Consider the following 16,054-nt stretch of genomic DNA (forward strand, 5'->3'; position numbering starts at 1 on the left):
CCAGGGTGCCACCATGGGGTCACCCGTAGGGGATCTCCTCAGCGTGGTCACAGCGACGATCGCGCAGCATGGTGGGCAGGAGGTGCACACTATGTCCGTGATGAAGAACCGCGCCGTGCTGCGCTGGCTGGTCCCGGTGACCGCGGGGGTCGCCGTGATCGGCGGTGGCGCCGCCGTCGGCACGTTCGCCGCCGGCGCCGACCCGGCGCTGCCGCCGCGCAGCGCCGCCCAGCTCCTGGAAGACCTGCGCACGTCCCGCCTGGACGGGCTCTCCGGCACCGTGGTGCAGCGCGCCGACCTCGGCCTGCCGCCGATCGCCGCGCTCGCCGGCCAGGCCACCGGCAACGACCTGGCCGGCCTGGTCTCCGGTACGCACACGCTGCGCGTCTGGTACGGCGGCGAGGACCGGCAGCGGCTCGCGCTGGTCGACACGCTCGGCGAGCAGGACATCCTGCGCAACGGCCGGGACGTCTGGACCTGGAACAGCCGGGAGAACACCGCCACGCACCGGGTGCTGCCGGCCGACGCGCCGGACCGGGCCACCGTGCCGGCCACCCCGGCCGACGCGGCGGACCGGGCGCTGGAGGCGATCGACCCGACCACGGCGGTCACCGTCGGCCGGACCGCGACGGTGGCCGGGCGCAGCGCGTACGAGCTGGTGCTCACGCCGCGCGACAAGGCGTCCCTGGTCCACCAGGTGCGGATCGCGCTGGACGCGAAGGAGCACGTGCCGCTACGCCTGCAGGTGCTCGCCGACGGCCAGGACGAGCCGGCCTTCCAGGTGGCGTTCACCCAGGTCGACTTCCGCACGCCGGAGGCCGACCAGTTCCGGTTCAACCCGCCGCCCGGCGTGAAGGTCACCGAGGCGACCGAGGGCGAGCGGCCCGGACCGGCCGGGAAGCGGTTCGACCGGAAGGACGCCGAGAAGCCGGACGTGCGTACCGTCGGCACCGGCTGGACCACGGTGGTGGTCGCCAAGATCGACGGCGCGGCGACCGGCGGCGGCGCGAAGCCCGGCGCGGACGCGCCGGATGCCCAGATGCTGGCCGGCGTGCTCGGTGACCTGCCGAAGGTCAGCGGTGACTGGGGCAGCGGCCGGCTGCTCAGCGGCAAGCTGTTCAGCGTGCTGCTGACCGACGACGGCCGGGTGATCGCCGGTCTGGTCACGCCGGAGCGGCTCTACGAGGCGGCCAAGGGCTGAGAACTGCCGTGCCCGGGGCTCGGTCGGCTGACGCCGGCCGGGCCCCGAGTCGTGTCCGGGCTTGGTCGGGTGGCGGCCGACGCGCTATCTTTCTCAGTTCAGGCACAAAAAAGGAATGGCTTCTGAATGCCATTCCTGCGGCAATTTTAGTCAATGAGGAGCCGGATTGTCAACGCACTCCGACGTGTCGGCTGACCTGCGCCAGGACGACGAGATCGGCCGGGAGCAGGAATACGTCTCCATGCTGTACGACCGGCTGGACGGCATGCGGGAACAGGCCGCCCGGCGGCTCGACGAGGAGTTGCGCCACACCGGCGGCACACAGCAGGCCCGGTCGCAGCGCGACTCGACAGTGGCGATGTACGCCGACCAGGTCGAGCAGTTCTCCGCGGTGGAGAGCGGCCTGTGCTTCGGCCGCCTCGACGGCGACGACGGCGCGGTCCGCTATATCGGCCGGATCGGGATCTTCGACTCCTCCGGGGACTACGACCCGCTGCTGATGGACTGGCGCGCCCCTGCCGCCCGCCCGTTCTACCTGGCCACCGCCGCGAACCCGCAGGGCGTACGCCGCCGGCGCCACCTGCGCACCCGCGACCGGAAGGTGACCGGGCTCAACGACGAGGTGCTGGACATCGCCGCCGCCTCCCCCACCGCGCACGAGGAGCTGACCGGCGAGGCGTCGCTGCTCGCCGCGCTCAACGCCGGGCGCACCGGCCGGATGCGCGACATCGTCGAGACCATCCAGGCCGAGCAGGACCGGATCATCCGCGCCGACCTGCCCGGTGTGATGGTGGTGCAGGGCGGGCCGGGGACCGGCAAGACGGCGGTGGCGCTGCACCGGGCCGCGTACCTGCTCTACACCCACCGCCAGCAGCTCTCCACCCGGGGCGTGCTGCTGGTCGGCCCGAACGCCACGTTCCTGCGCTACATCTCCCAGGTGCTGCCCACGCTGGCCGAGACCGGTGTGCTGCTGCGTACCCAGGCCGACCTGTTCCCCGGCGTACACGCCCGCCGCGCGGAGCCGGCCACCACCGCGGCGCTCAAGGGCCGCGCGGTGCTGGCCGACGTGCTCGCCGCGGCGGTCCGTGACCGGCAGTGGGTGCCCGACGAGCCGGTCACCATCGAGCTGCCGCAACGGGAGGTGCTGACGCTCGACCCGGAGACCGTGCGGCAGGCCCGCGACCGGGTACGCCGCACCGGCCGCCCGCACAACCTGGCCCGCGCCCTGTTCGACGTGGAGATCGTGCACGCGCTCGCCGACCAGGTGGCCGAACGGATCGGCGCCGACCCGCTGGGCGGGGAGAACCTGCTCTCCGAGGCCGACCGCGCGGAGATCCGCCGCGAGCTGCGCGAGGAGCCGGAGATCCGGGCCGCGCTGGACGAGCTGTGGCCGGTGCTCACCCCGCAACGCCTGCTCGCCGACCTGTACGCCTCGCCGGAGCGGATCGCCACCGCCGCGCCGATGCTCACCGACGCCGAGCGGGCCGCGCTGCACCGCGAGCCGGGCGGCTGGACGCCCGCCGACGTGCCGCTGCTGGACGAGGCCGCCGAGCTGCTCGGCGAGGACGAGCGCGCCGCCGTGGCGCGCCGGGAGCGGATCCGGGCGCTGGAACGCGAGTACGCCGAGGGCGTGCTGGAGATCTGGCGTGGCTCCCGCTCCATCGACGTGGAGGACGAGGCAGACGGCGGTGAGATCCTGGGCGTCACCGACCTGATCGACGCCGACCGGCTCTCCGAGCGGCAGGAGGAGTCCGACCGGCTCACCACCGCCCAGCGCGCCGCCGCCGACCGGACCTGGGCGTTCGGGCACGTGATCGTGGACGAGGCGCAGGAGCTGTCGCCGATGGCGTGGCGGCTGCTGATGCGCCGCTGCCCGAGCCGGTCGATGACGATCGTCGGCGACGTGGCGCAGACCGGCGCGCTCGCGGGCACGCCGTCGTGGGGCGAGGCCCTGGCGCCGTACGTGGCGGACCGGTGGCGGCTGGAGGAGCTGACGGTCAGCTACCGCACCCCGGCCGAGATCATGGCGGTCGCCGCCGACGTGCTCGCCGAGATCGACCCGGCGCTGCGGCCACCCCGCTCGGTACGCGCCACCGGCGTACCGCCGTGGGACCGGACCGTACCGGCGGACCGCCTGGTGGCCGAGCTGGTCGACGCGACCGCCCGGGAGGCCGCATCGCTCGGCGACGGGCGGCTCGGCGTGCTGGTGCCGACCGGCCGGGTGGCCGAGCTGGGTGGTGCGGTGGTGGCGGCGCTGCCGGAGGCGACCGTGGGCGAGCAGCCGGAGCTGGCGAACCGGGTGGTGGTGCTGACCACCGAGCAGGCGAAGGGCCTGGAGTTCGACTCGGTGCTGGTGGTCGACCCGGCCCGCATCGTCTCCGAGTCCCCGAGGGGCCACAGCGACCTCTACGTGGCCCTGACGAGAGCCACCCAGCGCCTGGGCATCCTCCGCACTCCTTAGCCCCCCCCACCCACCGATCGACGCAGAGAGGGGGCGGCATCGGTGCCGCCCCCTCCGTCGTTCCGCCTCGGTCAGCCCGGGTTGGGGCGGTTGTTGGTGAAGTTGCCGACCTGGGCACCCGTGGATGAGTTGTCGCTCGTGGAGCCACCGGCCGGGGTGCTCAGGCCACCCGTACCGGCGTCACCGGTAGTCGTCGGCGCCACCTTGCCCGGGTGCTTCTCGGGCTGCCGGGCCAGCCGGCGCACACTCGCCGGACCCGCAGTACCACCGGTCGTGGTCACCGCGCCCTGGCCCCGGGTCGGTCCGCCGTCGCGCAGCACCGTCGGGTCGACGGGTACGTCCGCCGGGTCGTCCGGGTCGAGTTCCTGCCGCATCCGCTCGACGTCGGTCTGCGGCACCGTGACCTCGTCCAGCGCGCCCTCGCCGTACACGCCTCCGGCGACCCGCTGCTCTGCCCGCCGGGCGGCGTCCTGCCGCATGTCGTCCTCACGCACGTCAACCACCTCGCAGCTCTCTCGGGGTATCGGTATGGCGTGCCCGAGGGTGGGTGGCTGAAACCGGAACCGGCGGCGGGAGACCGGGTTGGCACCCGGATGTCCGGTTCCTGAGCGGGGCGGTCATTCGACGACGACCGGCGGTTACCTTGTCTCCGGCGAGGGGTAGACCCAGGGTGCCCCCGCCACCGAGCGCGAACCGCGCCGTGGCCGACCTGCGGTAGCGGGGCGAGGGTATGCAGGTACGACTCATCAAATCCTGAGGAGGACCAGATGAGCACGCAGGCTGCATCCACCAGGCCGATGAACCGGCCGATGTCCGACGTCCAGAACCGGTCGAGCATGCAGGACACGTCGACCCGGCACATGCCGTCGATGCACGACGGCCACCGGGAGCAGATGCCGTCCCCGGGTACGGAGACGAAGCAGGCGTTCCTGACCACCGAGTTCTGGGTGTACGCCGCAGCTGTCGCACTCGTCGCGATCGCCGCGTTCTGGAAGGGCACCACCGCCAACGGCCTGAACATCAACAACCCGAACCAGGCCTGGTGGTACCTGACCGCGCTGACCGGCGCGTACCTGGTCAGCCGTGGCCTGTCGAAGGCGGGCAGCGCGCGCCGCTCCGGCAAGGAGCGCCGCGGACGTTGATCCGACGCCGCGCGAACGGCGACGCCCCCGGGATCCGTCCCGGGGGCGTCGTCGCGTGTGCTCACTCCTCGCCGAAGTCCCCGAAGTCGTCGCCGCCGCCGTCGAACGCGTCCTCGATCATCTCCCCGGCGATCATGCCGCCGGCGACACCCAGCGCGGCGCCCGCGACCATGCCGCCCATGCCCGGGCCGCGCCGCCCGTGGCCGGCGTAGCCATGACCCGGGTAGCCGTGGCCGCCTCCGTGCGGCATGCCGAAGCCCTGGGCCCGCATGCTGCCGTAGCGGCCGGTGGTCTCCCGCAGCCAGCCGTCGACGACCTGCACCCAGTCGGTACGGGCCGCGTCGGTGTGCGGGACCGAGTAACGGCCGATGACGTCGTGCCCGGCGCTGAGGAAGCCGCCGCGCTTGTCGCACTCCAGGATCACCTCGACGCCCTGCTGGCTGGTCACGAACGTCAGCTCGACCTCGGTGACCGTCTGCGCGTACTGCGGCGCGGCGAAGAACTCGATCTCCTGGTAGAACGGCAGCGTCTGCGGCACGCCGTAGATGTGGCCCCGCTCCAGGTCGGCGTTCTTGAACCGGAAGCCGAGCGCCTGGAACGCCTCCAGGATCCGCTCGTGGATCGGCAGCGGATGCACAGACACCTGGTCCAGGTCAGACTTGTCGACCGCGCGGGCGACCGCCAGTTCGGTACGCAGACCCATGGTCATGCCGCGCAGGCGCTGGCCGTACACGTCGGTGATCGGGGTCTCCCACGGCACCGGCATCTGGAACGGGATCGACAGCTGCTGCTTCGGCGCCAGTTCGAACGCGCCGCTGACGGGCAGCCGGTGGAACTCCATGACGCCCGCGTACTCGTGGTCGCCACCCTCGATCTCGACGCGGGTGACCAGGCCGAGGTTGATCTGCTCGATCCGCGCCGGGCTGTCGCCGCCGACCAGGTTGACGTGACCGTCCAGAGTCAGGCCCGGCCGGGTGTTCGGGTTGGTGAGCACCGTGTCGACGCTCGGGCCACCCACGCCGAACGCGCTCAACATCTTCTTGAAGACCATCGGTCACTCCCGCTGAACGGCACTCCGACATGGACCGTCGGACGCTTCGTCAGGGCACCCTAGACGGCAGGGCTGAGAACTGTCTGTGAGGCACGCCGTGGGCTCAGTCCGCCCGGACCACCACCAGTTCGCCGACCTGCTCGCCGAGTTGCCGGCGGGCCTCCGGCGGCAGGCCGCCGTCGGTGATCAGTACGTCGGCCTCCTCCAGCGGTGCGATGGTGGCGATGCCGATGGTCTCCCACTTGGTGTGGTCGGCCAGCACCACCAGCCGCCGCGCGGACCCGATCAGCCGCCGGTTCACCGCCGCCTCCAGCAGGTTGGGCGTGGTGAACCCGGTACGCGGGCTCATCCCGTGCACGCCGAGGAAGAGAAGGTCGACGTTGAGGGCGGCGATGGCCGCCTCGGCGACCGGGCCGGTCAGCGCGTCCGACGGGGTACGGATGCCACCGGTCAGCACCACCGTCTGGTCGGCGCGGGGGTTCTGGTAGAGCGCGTCGGCCACCGGGATGGAGTTGGTGACCACTGTCAGCCCGCGTACCTCGGCCAGCCGGGCGGCCAGCGCGGCGGTGGTGGTGCCGGCGGAGAGCGCGACCGCCATCCCCGGCTCGACCAGGTCGGCGGCCCGCTCCACGATGGCGCGTTTCTCGGCCTGCTGCCGGACGGACTTGGCGGCGAAGCCGGGCTCCTCGGTGGAGCCGGGCCCGGCCAGTGTCGCGCCGCCGTGCACCTTGTCGATGAGGCCGCGGTCGGCGAGCACCTCCAGGTCGCGGCGGATCGTCATGTCGGACACCCCGAAGCGGCTGACCAGGTGCGAGACCCGGACGCCGCCGCGCTGGCGGATCAACTCCAGGATGGCGCTCTGCCGTTGCTGGGCGAGCATGGGGACCTCCTCGGCGCGAACGGCCACGTACCGGTCAGGCGGTCGCGGGCACCGGTGCGGGCTCCTCGCGGACCACCGCCACCTCACCCGCCGGCACCTCCAGGGTGCCGTCACACCTGACGCCGCCGAGCAGCTCGACGCCGCTGACCGCCAGCCGTGCCGGCTCGGTGGTGTGGTTGACCACGAACAGCCAGCTCCGGTCCGCCGAGCGGCGGCGGACCACCTCCACCCCGGGCGGCGCGCTCACCGGTGGACGGACGCCGGTCTCGTCGAGCAGGCGGGAAACCAGCCGGTCGGTGGCCTCGTCGTCGAGGCGGGTGCCGACGTACCAGGCGGTGCCCGCGCCGACGGCGTTGCGGGTCAGCGCCGGCACGCCGGGCAGCGGCCCGTCGGTGTACGCGGCCAGCACCTCCGCGTCCTCGGCGTGCAGCCACTCGGTCCACACGTCGGCGTGGGCGCCGTCGTCGAGGCGTACCGTCTCGCCGGCCCGCAGCGGGAAGAACTCCTCGACGCGTACGCCGAGCAGGTCGCGGTACGCGCCGGGGTAGCCGCCGAGCCGGATGTGGTCGTGCTCGTCGACGATGCCGCTGAAGTAGGTGACCACTGCGGTGCCACCGGCCTCCACGAAGCGGCGCAGCGCGTCGGCGTCGGCGTCGCGGACGAGGTAGAGCGTGGGCGCCAGGACGAGCCGGTAGCGGGACAGGTCGGCCGACGGGTGCACCACGTCGGCGGTCACCCCGGCCCGCCAGAGCGCGGCGTGCAGCGCCGACAGCCGGTCGGTGTAGGCGACGTCGACGCTGGGGTGGGAGTCGAGTTCGGCGCCCCACCATGCCTCGTAGTCGAACAGGATCGCCACGTCGGCGTCGACGCGGCTGCCGCGTACCTCGGCGAGCGCGCGCAGGTCGGCGCCGAGCCGGCAGACCTCGCGGAACACCTTGGTGTCCGGCCCGGCGTGCGGGACCAGCGCGGAGTGGAACTTCTCCGCGCCGGCCCGGGAGGCCCGCCACTGGAAGAACAGCACCCCGTCGGCGCCGCGCGCGACGTGGGCGAGGCTGTTGCGGCGCATCTGGCCGGGCGTCTTCGCCACGTTGCGGGGCTGCCAGTTGACGGCGCTGGTGGAGTGCTCCATCAGCAGCCACGGCGCGCCACCGGCGACGCCCCGGGTGTGGTCGGCGGCCAATGCGAGGTTGACCTGCGGCTGCGGGTCGGCGGCGGTGAGGTAGTGGTCGTTGGCGACCACGTCCACGTCGGCGGCCCAGGAGTGGTAGTCCAGGTACTTGATGCCGGTGCCGATCATGAAGTTCGTGGTGACCGGTTGCGGGACGAGCCGGTTCAGCAGTTCCCGCTCGGCGCGCAGCTGGGCGCGTTGCTCGTCGGAGGAGAACCGCAGGAAGTCCAGTTGCTGCGTGGGGTTGGCGAACGTCGGCGCGGTACGCGGCGGGTTGATCTCGGCCCAGTCGTGGTAGCGCTGGCTCCAGAACGCGGTGCCCCAGGCCGCGTTGAGCGAGTCCAGGTCGCCGTAGCGCTCGCGCAGCCAGCCGCGGAACGCCTCGGCGCTGACGTCGCAGTAGCAGTGCACGTTGTGGCAGCCGAGTTCGTTGGAGACGTGCCAGAGCACGACCGCGGGGTGCCGCGCGTATCGCCGGGCGACGGCCTCGACCAGCGCGAGCGAGTGGTCCCGGAACACCGGCGAGCTGGGGCAGTACGCCTGCCGGCCGCCGGGCCAGAGCACCGTGCCGTCGGCCCGGCGGGGCAGCGTCTCCGGGTGCCGGTGTGCCAGCCACGGTGGCGGGCTGGCGGTGGCGGTGGCCAGGTCGACGCTGATACCGCCGTCGTGCAGCAGGTCGATCACCCGGTCCAGCCAGTCGAAGACGTACCGGCCGGGGGTGGGCTCGAGCAGGGCCCAGGAGAAGATGCCGACCGAGACCAGGTTGACCCCGGCCCGTCGCATGAGGTCGACGTCCTCGGCCCACGTCTGCTCAGGCCACTGCTCCGGGTTGTAGTCGGCGCCGTACCAGATGCCCTCACCGTGCCAGTTCCGCATGACAGCAGAGGTTGCCCCCGAACAGCACCCAAGTCAACACTTTCCAACATCGACTGAAGTTCCAACGTTTACCGGCTCTTTGCCCTGCCGCACCGGCAACAGCGACGCCTTTTTGCCCTCTTGACAGCGCCGCGCGAGGGGGTAGCTTCAAGCGCCACCGGCTGTTTTTGTTCGGACGTGTGGATTCTCGGTGGATCTGCGGCGGCCGACACGAACACCGCTCACCGCCAACGATCACGGTCCATGAGCGCAGCGCACCTCTTCCACGCAGGAGGCACCATGTCCCGTCCCCGCTCACAAGCCGAATACCTCGCCCGGCTCGTACCCCCGTCCGTCGCCGGTCTGAACCGGCGCTCGCTGCTCGCCGGCGCGGCCGGCGCGGGGGCGCTGCTCGGCACCGGACTGCTCGCCGGCTGCGGCGACTCCGACTCCGGTTCCGGCGGCGACGCCAAGAGCGTCTCGCTCGGCTCGAACCAGTCGGACCCGAAGCCCAAGGACGTCGTCGCCAAGGTGATGGACGGCTTCAAGACGTCCGCCGGCGTGACCGTCAACATCAACACGGTCGACCACAACACGTTCCAGGAGAACATCAACAACTACCTGCAGGGCAAGCCGGACGACGTGTTCACCTGGTTCGCCGGCTACCGGATGCGGTTCTTCGCCGCGAAGGGCCTGGCCGGCGACCTCAGCGACGTGTGGGGCAAGCTCGACGGCTACTCCGACGCGTTCAAGAAGGCGTCCACAGGCGACGACGGCAAGCAGTACTTCGTGCCCGCGTCGTACTACCCGTGGGCCGTCTTCTACCGCAAGTCGGTGTGGCAGCAGCGCGGCTACGAGGTGCCCAAGACGCTCGACGACCTCAACACGCTCGGCGCGCAGATGAAGAAGGACGGCCTGAACCCGATCGCGTTCGCGGACAAGGACGGCTGGCCCGCGATGGGCACGTTCGACATCCTCAACCTGCGGATCAACGGCTACCAGTTCCACGTCGACCTGATGGCCGGCAAGGAGGCGTGGACCTCCGACAAGGTGAAGAAGGTCTTCGACACCTGGGCCGGGCTGCTCCCCCTGCACCAGCCGGACTCGCTCGGCCGCACCTGGCAGGAGGCCGCCCAGTCGCTGCAGCAGAAGAAGAGCGGCATGTACCTGCTCGGCCTGTTCGTCGGCCAGCAGTTCAGCGGCGCCGACCTGGAGGACCTGGACTTCTTCACGTTCCCCGAGGTCGACTCCACCATCGGCGCGAAGGCCCTGGACGCCCCGATCGACGGCTACATGATGGCCCGCAAGCCGAAGTCCAAGGACGCGGCGGAGAAGCTGCTGACGTACCTCGGCTCGAAGGAGGCGGCGGACATCACGGTCAAGAACGACCCGAGCACGCTCGTCGCCAACAGCGGCGCGGACACCGGCGCCTACACCGCGCTGCAGAAGAAGGCCGCCGAGCTGGTCGGCTCCGCCACCGAGATCGCCCAGTTCCTCGACCGCGACACCCGGCCGGACTTCGCCTCCACCGTGATGATCCCGGCGCTGCAGCAGTTCATCAAGGACCCGAAGGACATCAGCGGGCTGCTCACCAGCATCGAGAACCAGAAGAAGTCGATCTTCACCAGCTGACGGCGGAAGGGGGAAGGACATCATGTCCGACCTGCCCCTGATCCAAGCGGATCGCGCCGTGCCGCCGCCGGCCGCGACCACCACCAAGGGTGGTCGCGGCCGCCGGCTACGGCTCCTGTCCCGCACCGACCGCGTGGTCATCACGCTCATGGTGCTGGTACCCCTGCTGCTCGTCGCCGGCCTGGTCTGGCTGCCCGCGGTGGCGACGGTGCTGCTCTCCGGCACGAACTGGGACGGCATCGGCCCGATCTCCGAGATCGAGTGGGTCGGGGTCAAGAACTACGACGACGTGGTGAACATCTACCCGCCGTTCGTCCCCGCGGTGCAGAACAACCTGCTCTGGCTGGCCGCGCTGTTCGTGGTGGCCACCCCGTTCGGCATGTTCCTCGCCGTGCTGCTCGACAAGGAGATCCGCGGCAGCCGCTTCTACCAGACCGCGCTCTACCTGCCGGTGGTGCTGTCGCTGGCGCTCATCGGCTTCGTCTGGCAGCTCATCTACAGCCGCGACCAGGGGCTGCTCAACGGCGTGTTCGGCGGCGAGACCGACTGGTACGGCGACCCGAACGTCAACATCTGGGCCGTGCTGGTGGCGGCCGGCTGGCGGCACGTCGGCTACATCATGCTGCTCTACCTGGCCGGCCTGAAGGGCGTCGACCCGTCGTTGCGCGAGGCCGCCGCGGTGGACGGCTCCTCGGAGACCAGCACGTTCTTCCGGGTCGTCTTCCCGGTGATGCGGCCGATCAACATCATCGTGCTGGTGGTGACGGTGATCGAGTCGCTGCGCGCGTTCGACCTGGTCTGGGTCATCAACAAGGGCCGCAACGGGCTGGAGCTGATCTCCGCGCTGGTCACGCAGAACGTGGTGGGCGAGGCGAGCCGGATCGGCTTCGGCTCGGCACTGGCGACGATCATGCTGGCCGTCTCGCTGGTCTTCATCACCATCTACCTCTGGACCGTGATGCGGGAGGACAAGCGATGACCGCCGTCTCCGCCGGCCGCCGCCCCGTGCGGCCCGCCCGGGTCGCGCTGCACCTGTTCCTGGGTACGGTCGCCGTGGGCTGGCTGTTCCCGATCCTGTGGGCGGTGCTCACCTCGTTCCGCTCCTACGAGTACACCGCCGCCAACGGTTACGTGTCGCTCGGCGGCTGGACGATTGACAACTACGTTACCGCCTGGCGTACCGCCGAGTTCGGCAAGCACTTCCTCAACTCGGCGTACATCACCGTCCCGGCGGTGCTGCTCACGCTCTTCCTCGCCTCGTGCGTGGCGTTCGTGATCGCCCGGTTCAGCTGGAAGCTCAACATCGCGCTGCTCGGCCTGTTCACCGCGGCGAACCTGCTGCCGCAGCAGGCGCTGCTCATCCCGCTGTTCCGGATGTTCACCGAGATACCGCTGCCGGCCTGGATGAGCGACTCGGAACTGCTGTACGACAGCTACTGGGGACTGATCCTGGTCAACGTCGCGTTCCAGTGCGGCTTCTGCGTGTTCGTGCTCAGCAACTACATGAAGGCGCTGCCGCACGAGCTGTACGAGGCAGCGATGGTCGACGGGGCGAACGTGTGGCGGCAGTACTGGCAGGTGACGCTGCCGCTGTGCCGCCCGGCGCTGGCCGCCCTCGCCACGCTCGAGGTCACCTGGATCTACAACGAGTTCTTCTGGGCCACGGTGCTCATGCGGACCGGCGACAAGTTCCCGGTCACCAGTTCGCTGAACAACCTGCGCGGCGAGTTCTTCACCGACAACAACCTGGTCTCGGCCGGTTCCGTGCTGGTCGCGATCCCCACCCTGGTGATCTTCTTTCTGCTCCAGAAGCAGTTCGTCCGGGGTCTGACGCTGGGAGCCTCCAAGGGATGACGATCGTCCACCTGCGCCGCGCGCGGACCAGCCTGGTGCTCGACGCACGCGGCCCGGGGCTGCCCCGGGTCGTGCACTGGGGCGCCGACCTCGGCCCGCTGCCCGACGGGGATCTGCCCGCGCTCGTCGACGCCACGGTGCCGCCGGTGGTGCCGAGCAGCTTCGACGCGCCGACGGTGCTGTCGCTGCTGCCCGAGGCCAGTGCCGGGTGGAGCGGGCGGCCCGGTCTCGCCGGTCACCGCGACGGCCGGGACTGGTCGACGGCGTTCCGCCTCACCGGCCTCGACGTGCACGACGACCTCGCGGCGCCGTCGCCCCACCTGTTAGGAGGGGACCCTTCACATGCACCAGGCGTTAAGAAGGGGCCCTTCCTTACCTCCGGGCGGGTGACGGTGCGGGCGGCGGACCCGGGCGCCGGGCTGAGCCTGACCGTCGAGATCACGTTGGACGCGGCGGGTGTGCTGACCCTGCGGCACCGGCTGCGCAACGACGGCGACGGCCGGTACGAGCTACGGGAACTGACGCCCGTACTGCCGGTGCCGGCGGTCGCCACCGAACTGCTCGACCTGACCGGCCGCTGGTGCCGGGAACGCGCCCCGCAGCGGCACCCGTGGCCGATGGGCGCCTGGGTACGCGAGGGACGGCACGGCCGTACCGGCCACGACGCCACGCTGCTGCTGGTCGCGGGCACTGCTGGATTCGGGTTCCGGCACGGCGAGGTGTGGGCGGTGCACACCGCGTGGAGCGGCGACCACGTCACCGCCGCCGAGCGCCGTCCGACAGGCGAGTCCACGCTCGGCGGCGGTGAGCTGCTCGCACCCGGCGAGATCGTGCTGGGGCCGGGCGAGGAGTACGCCACTCCCCTGCTCTACGCGGCCCACTCGGCCGACGGGCTGGACGGGCTCAGCGACGCGCTGCACACCCACCTGCGAGCCCGTCCGTCGCACCCGCGCACGCCCCGGCCGGTGACGCTGAACGTCTGGGAGGCGGTCTACTTCGACCACGACCTGGACCGGCTGCGGACACTGGCCGACCGGGCCGCCGAGGTCGGGGTGGAACGCTTCGTGCTCGACGACGGCTGGTTCCGCGGCCGGCGGCACGACCAGGCCGGGCTCGGCGACTGGTGGGTCGACGGCGAGGTCTGGCCGGACGGGTTGCAGCCGCTGATCGACCACGTACGCGGGCACGGCATGCAGTTCGGGCTCTGGGTGGAGCCGGAGATGGTCAACCCCGACTCCGACCTGTTCCGCGCCCACCCGGACTGGGTGCTCCAGGCGCCGGGCCGGCTGCCACCACCGTGGCGCCACCAGCAGGTGCTCGACCTGGCCCACCCGGACGCGTACGCGTACCTGCTCGCACGGCTCGACGCGGTGCTGAGCGGGCACGACGGGCTCGCGTACCTGAAGTGGGACCACAACCGCGACCTCACCGAGGCCGGGCACGCCGGACGGCCGGGGGTGCACGCGCAGACCCTCGCGGTCTACCGGCTGCTGGACGAGCTGCGTTCCCGGCACCCGGACGTCGAGATCGAGAGCTGCTCCTCCGGTGGCGCCCGGGTCGACCTGGAGATCCTGCGCCGTACCGACCGGGTCTGGGCCAGCGACTGCAACGACGCGTTGGAACGGCTGTCCATCCAGCGCTGGACCGGCCTGCTGCTGCCGCCGGAACTGATCGGCACGCACATCGGGCCGGAACGCTCGCACACCACGCACCGCGTGCACGACCTGAGCTTCCGCGCGGTGACCGCGCTGTTCGGCCACCACGGGATCGAGTGGGACATCAGCGCGATCGAGCGCGGCGAGCGGGCCGAACTCGCCGCCTGGGTCGCGCTGCACAAGCGGCTGCGCCCGCTGCTGCACGGCGGCCGGGTGGTCCGGGTCGACCACCCGGACCCGGCCGTGCAGGCCCACGGCGTGGTCGCCCATGACAGCTCCCATGCGGTGTACGCGGTCAGCCGGCTCGCCACCTCCGCGGCGCAGGTGCCGGGCCCGGTACGGCTGCCCGGGCTGGAACCGCAGCGGCGTTACCGGGTCCGCCCGCCCGCCGAGGCGCCGGAGCCGGCGATGCTGGAGCTGTCCCCGCCGGGCTGGCTGGCCTGGCCCGGTGACGGCATCACGGTGACCGGTTCGGTGCTGGGGTCGGTCGGCCTGCAACTGCCCGCTCTCCACCCCGAACAGGCCCTGCTGCTGGAGGTGGTCGCGGCCTGACCCCGCCCACCCCGGTGATCAAGGAGTTCGTGTCACCGCCGGCGTCCGAACGGGACACAAACTCCTTGATCAACCGGTTGGGGGTCAGGCGGGGGTGCAGGTCACCGCGGGGGTGGAGTTGGTGCCCTGCCAGGTGCCGATGAAACCGAAGCTGGTGCTCGCGCCCGCGCCCAGCCGGCCGTTGTAGTCGACGTTGCGGGCGGTGTACGCCGACCCGCTGTTGCTGACGCTCGCGTTCCACGCCTGGGTGACGGACTGGCCGTTGGCGTACGTCCAGCGGACCGTCCAGCCGGTGATCGCGGCGGCTCCGGCGGTCACCTTGACCTCGCCCTGGAAGCCGCCCTGCCACGAATTGCCGACGGTGTAGGTGGCGGTGCAGCCACCGGACGGCGGGGGCGTGGTGGGCGGCGGCGGGGTCGGGCTGACGGTCGGGCTGGTCGTCGGGCTCACGGTGGGGCTGACAGTCGGGCTGGCGGTCGGGGTGGTGCTCGCGTACACCGACGCCTCCCGGGAGGTGGCGGCGATGCCGTTGGCGCCGTTGAAGATCCGCTGACCCCAGCTGGTGAGCTGGGCCGGGTTGAACGCGGTCGTCATGTCCAGGTACTCCACGCCGCCGCCGTTGCCGCTCCACGACCAGCCGAGGTAGCCGATGCCGTTGGCCTGGGCGTACGCCATGATGGCGTCCTCGTCCGGGTTGCCGTCGGAGTGGTTGAAGCCGAACTCGCCGACCACGATGGGCAGCCCGGCGGTCCGGAACCGGCCCAGGTAGTCGCTGATCTCGGCGGCGGTGTCGAAGACGCCGTACATGTGGATGGAGAAGACGGTGTTGCGCTGCGCGTCGGCGGCGAAGACGGTGCCCGCGTTGTCGCGCATGGTGAACGACCAGTCCTGGCCCCAGTTCGGCGCGTCCACCATGATCGTGTGGGTCAGGCCGGCGGCGCGCAGCCGCTTGATCGCGTTCGAGGTGTCGGTGGTCCAGGCGCTGTAACCCTGGTTGCCGAACGGTTCGTTGCCGATGTTCACGATGACGTACTTCTCCTGGCCCTTGAGCACGTCGGCGATGCTCAGCCAGTAGTCGGTGGCCTTCGCCAGCGAGGCGGCGGCGCCCTCCTCGCCGTACCCGGTGGTGTCGTGCACCTCCAGCACGCAGATCAGCCGGTTGGCCTTGCACAGCGAGATCACGTTCGCCACGTCGGCGGCGCTGTTCTTCGTCCAGCGGTCGCCGCTGGCGAGCACCACCCGGACGGTGTTCGCGCCGAGTGCCTTGATGTCGGCGAACGAGCTGGTCTGCTGCGGGTACCAGGTGTGCGCGTGGTTGACCCCGCGCATGACGAACTCGACGCCGCCTGCGTCGTAGAGCCGTCCGTTGGAGACGGAGAACCCGGTGGCGGCGTGGGCCGGCTGCCCGAGGGCGAAGACGGCGGCGAGGGCCGTCAGCAGGACGGCGCCCGCGACGGAGAGCAGTTTCTTCATGGCTGTCCTCAGGGGAAGGTCTCCCCCGTGCCCGAGCGGGGGTGCGGTGACGGTGACGAGGTGGTGGCGACTGAGCCCGGTAGTCGCCGCCCGGTTCCCGAACGGACGCAGGCATCAGCGTAGGGCGATG

Annotated in this window: 12 protein-coding genes; 7 read left to right on the top strand and 5 right to left on the bottom strand. The window is 71.4% G+C overall.

Annotated features, from left to right (window positions below; genetic code table 11):
* Positions 1-91 precede the first annotated feature (91 nt).
* Positions 92-1,201 carry a sigma-E factor regulatory protein RseB domain-containing protein gene (locus O7604_RS00895; RefSeq protein ID WP_281578578.1) on the top strand — a complete coding sequence of 370 codons (1,110 nt, stop codon included), beginning with the start codon at positions 92-94 and terminating at the stop codon, positions 1,199-1,201.
* A gap of 241 nt (positions 1,202-1,442) precedes the next feature.
* Entirely contained in the window at positions 1,443-3,662 is a 2,220-nt protein-coding gene (locus O7604_RS00900) for an AAA family ATPase (RefSeq protein WP_269706885.1), read from the top strand.
* Positions 3,663-3,733: 71 nt separating this feature from the next.
* On the opposite strand, the gene O7604_RS00905 is transcribed toward O7604_RS00900, so the two are convergent.
* Positions 3,734-4,156, bottom strand: a complete 423-nt coding sequence (locus O7604_RS00905) for a hypothetical protein (protein WP_281578579.1) — start codon at positions 4,154-4,156, stop codon at positions 3,734-3,736.
* Positions 4,157-4,471: 315 nt separating this feature from the next.
* Here O7604_RS00905 and O7604_RS00910 point away from each other — a divergent pair, with 315 nt between their 5' ends.
* Positions 4,472-4,804: a hypothetical protein gene (locus O7604_RS00910; RefSeq protein ID WP_269706886.1), complete on the top strand. Its 333-nt coding sequence runs from the start codon at positions 4,472-4,474 to the stop codon at positions 4,802-4,804.
* A gap of 61 nt (positions 4,805-4,865) precedes the next feature.
* On the opposite strand, the gene O7604_RS00915 is transcribed toward O7604_RS00910, so the two are convergent.
* The 3 genes from O7604_RS00915 to O7604_RS00925 all read right to left on the bottom strand — a co-directional run bounded on the left by O7604_RS00915 (position 4,866) and on the right by O7604_RS00925 (position 8,779).
* Positions 4,866-5,855, bottom strand: coding sequence for a sporulation protein (locus O7604_RS00915; protein ID WP_281578580.1), 990 nt, complete (start codon positions 5,853-5,855; stop codon positions 4,866-4,868).
* A 103-nt stretch (positions 5,856-5,958) separates the two neighbouring features.
* Positions 5,959-6,735, bottom strand: a complete 777-nt coding sequence (locus O7604_RS00920) for a DeoR/GlpR family DNA-binding transcription regulator (protein ID WP_269701059.1) — start codon at positions 6,733-6,735, stop codon at positions 5,959-5,961.
* A 34-nt stretch (positions 6,736-6,769) separates the two neighbouring features.
* Positions 6,770-8,779, bottom strand: coding sequence for a beta-galactosidase (locus O7604_RS00925; RefSeq protein ID WP_281578581.1), 2,010 nt, complete (start codon positions 8,777-8,779; stop codon positions 6,770-6,772).
* Positions 8,780-9,022: 243 nt separating this feature from the next.
* Here O7604_RS00925 and O7604_RS00930 point away from each other — a divergent pair, with 243 nt between their 5' ends.
* Genes O7604_RS00930 through O7604_RS00945 form a run of 4 tightly spaced genes read left to right on the top strand, consistent with a single transcriptional unit; the run spans position 9,023 to position 14,451 of the window.
* A complete protein-coding gene (locus O7604_RS00930; RefSeq protein WP_281578582.1) occupies positions 9,023-10,390 on the top strand; it encodes an ABC transporter substrate-binding protein in 1,368 nt (455 codons plus the stop codon).
* Between the two features lie 22 nt (positions 10,391-10,412).
* Complete coding sequence (locus O7604_RS00935; protein ID WP_269701063.1) at positions 10,413-11,369, top strand: sugar ABC transporter permease; 957 nt, start codon at positions 10,413-10,415, stop codon at positions 11,367-11,369.
* Positions 11,366-12,244 (top strand): carbohydrate ABC transporter permease, encoded by an 879-nt coding sequence (locus O7604_RS00940; protein ID WP_281578583.1) that lies wholly within the window; start codon positions 11,366-11,368, stop codon positions 12,242-12,244. The genes O7604_RS00935 and O7604_RS00940 overlap by 4 nt, the downstream gene beginning before the upstream one ends.
* Positions 12,241-14,451 (top strand): alpha-galactosidase, encoded by a 2,211-nt coding sequence (locus tag O7604_RS00945; RefSeq protein WP_281578584.1) that lies wholly within the window; start codon positions 12,241-12,243, stop codon positions 14,449-14,451. Before O7604_RS00940 ends, O7604_RS00945 begins: the two co-directional genes overlap by 4 nt.
* Positions 14,452-14,535: 84 nt before the next feature.
* Here the strand turns inward: O7604_RS00945 and O7604_RS00950 are convergent, their stop codons facing one another.
* On the bottom strand, positions 14,536-15,924 hold the full coding sequence (locus O7604_RS00950) for a cellulase family glycosylhydrolase (RefSeq protein ID WP_281578585.1): 1,389 nt from the start codon (positions 15,922-15,924) through the stop codon (positions 14,536-14,538).
* Between the last annotated feature and the right edge of the window lie 130 nt (positions 15,925-16,054).

It is taken from the genome of Micromonospora sp. WMMA1947, from assembly GCF_027497355.1.
GTDB lineage: Bacteria > Actinomycetota > Actinomycetes > Mycobacteriales > Micromonosporaceae > Micromonospora.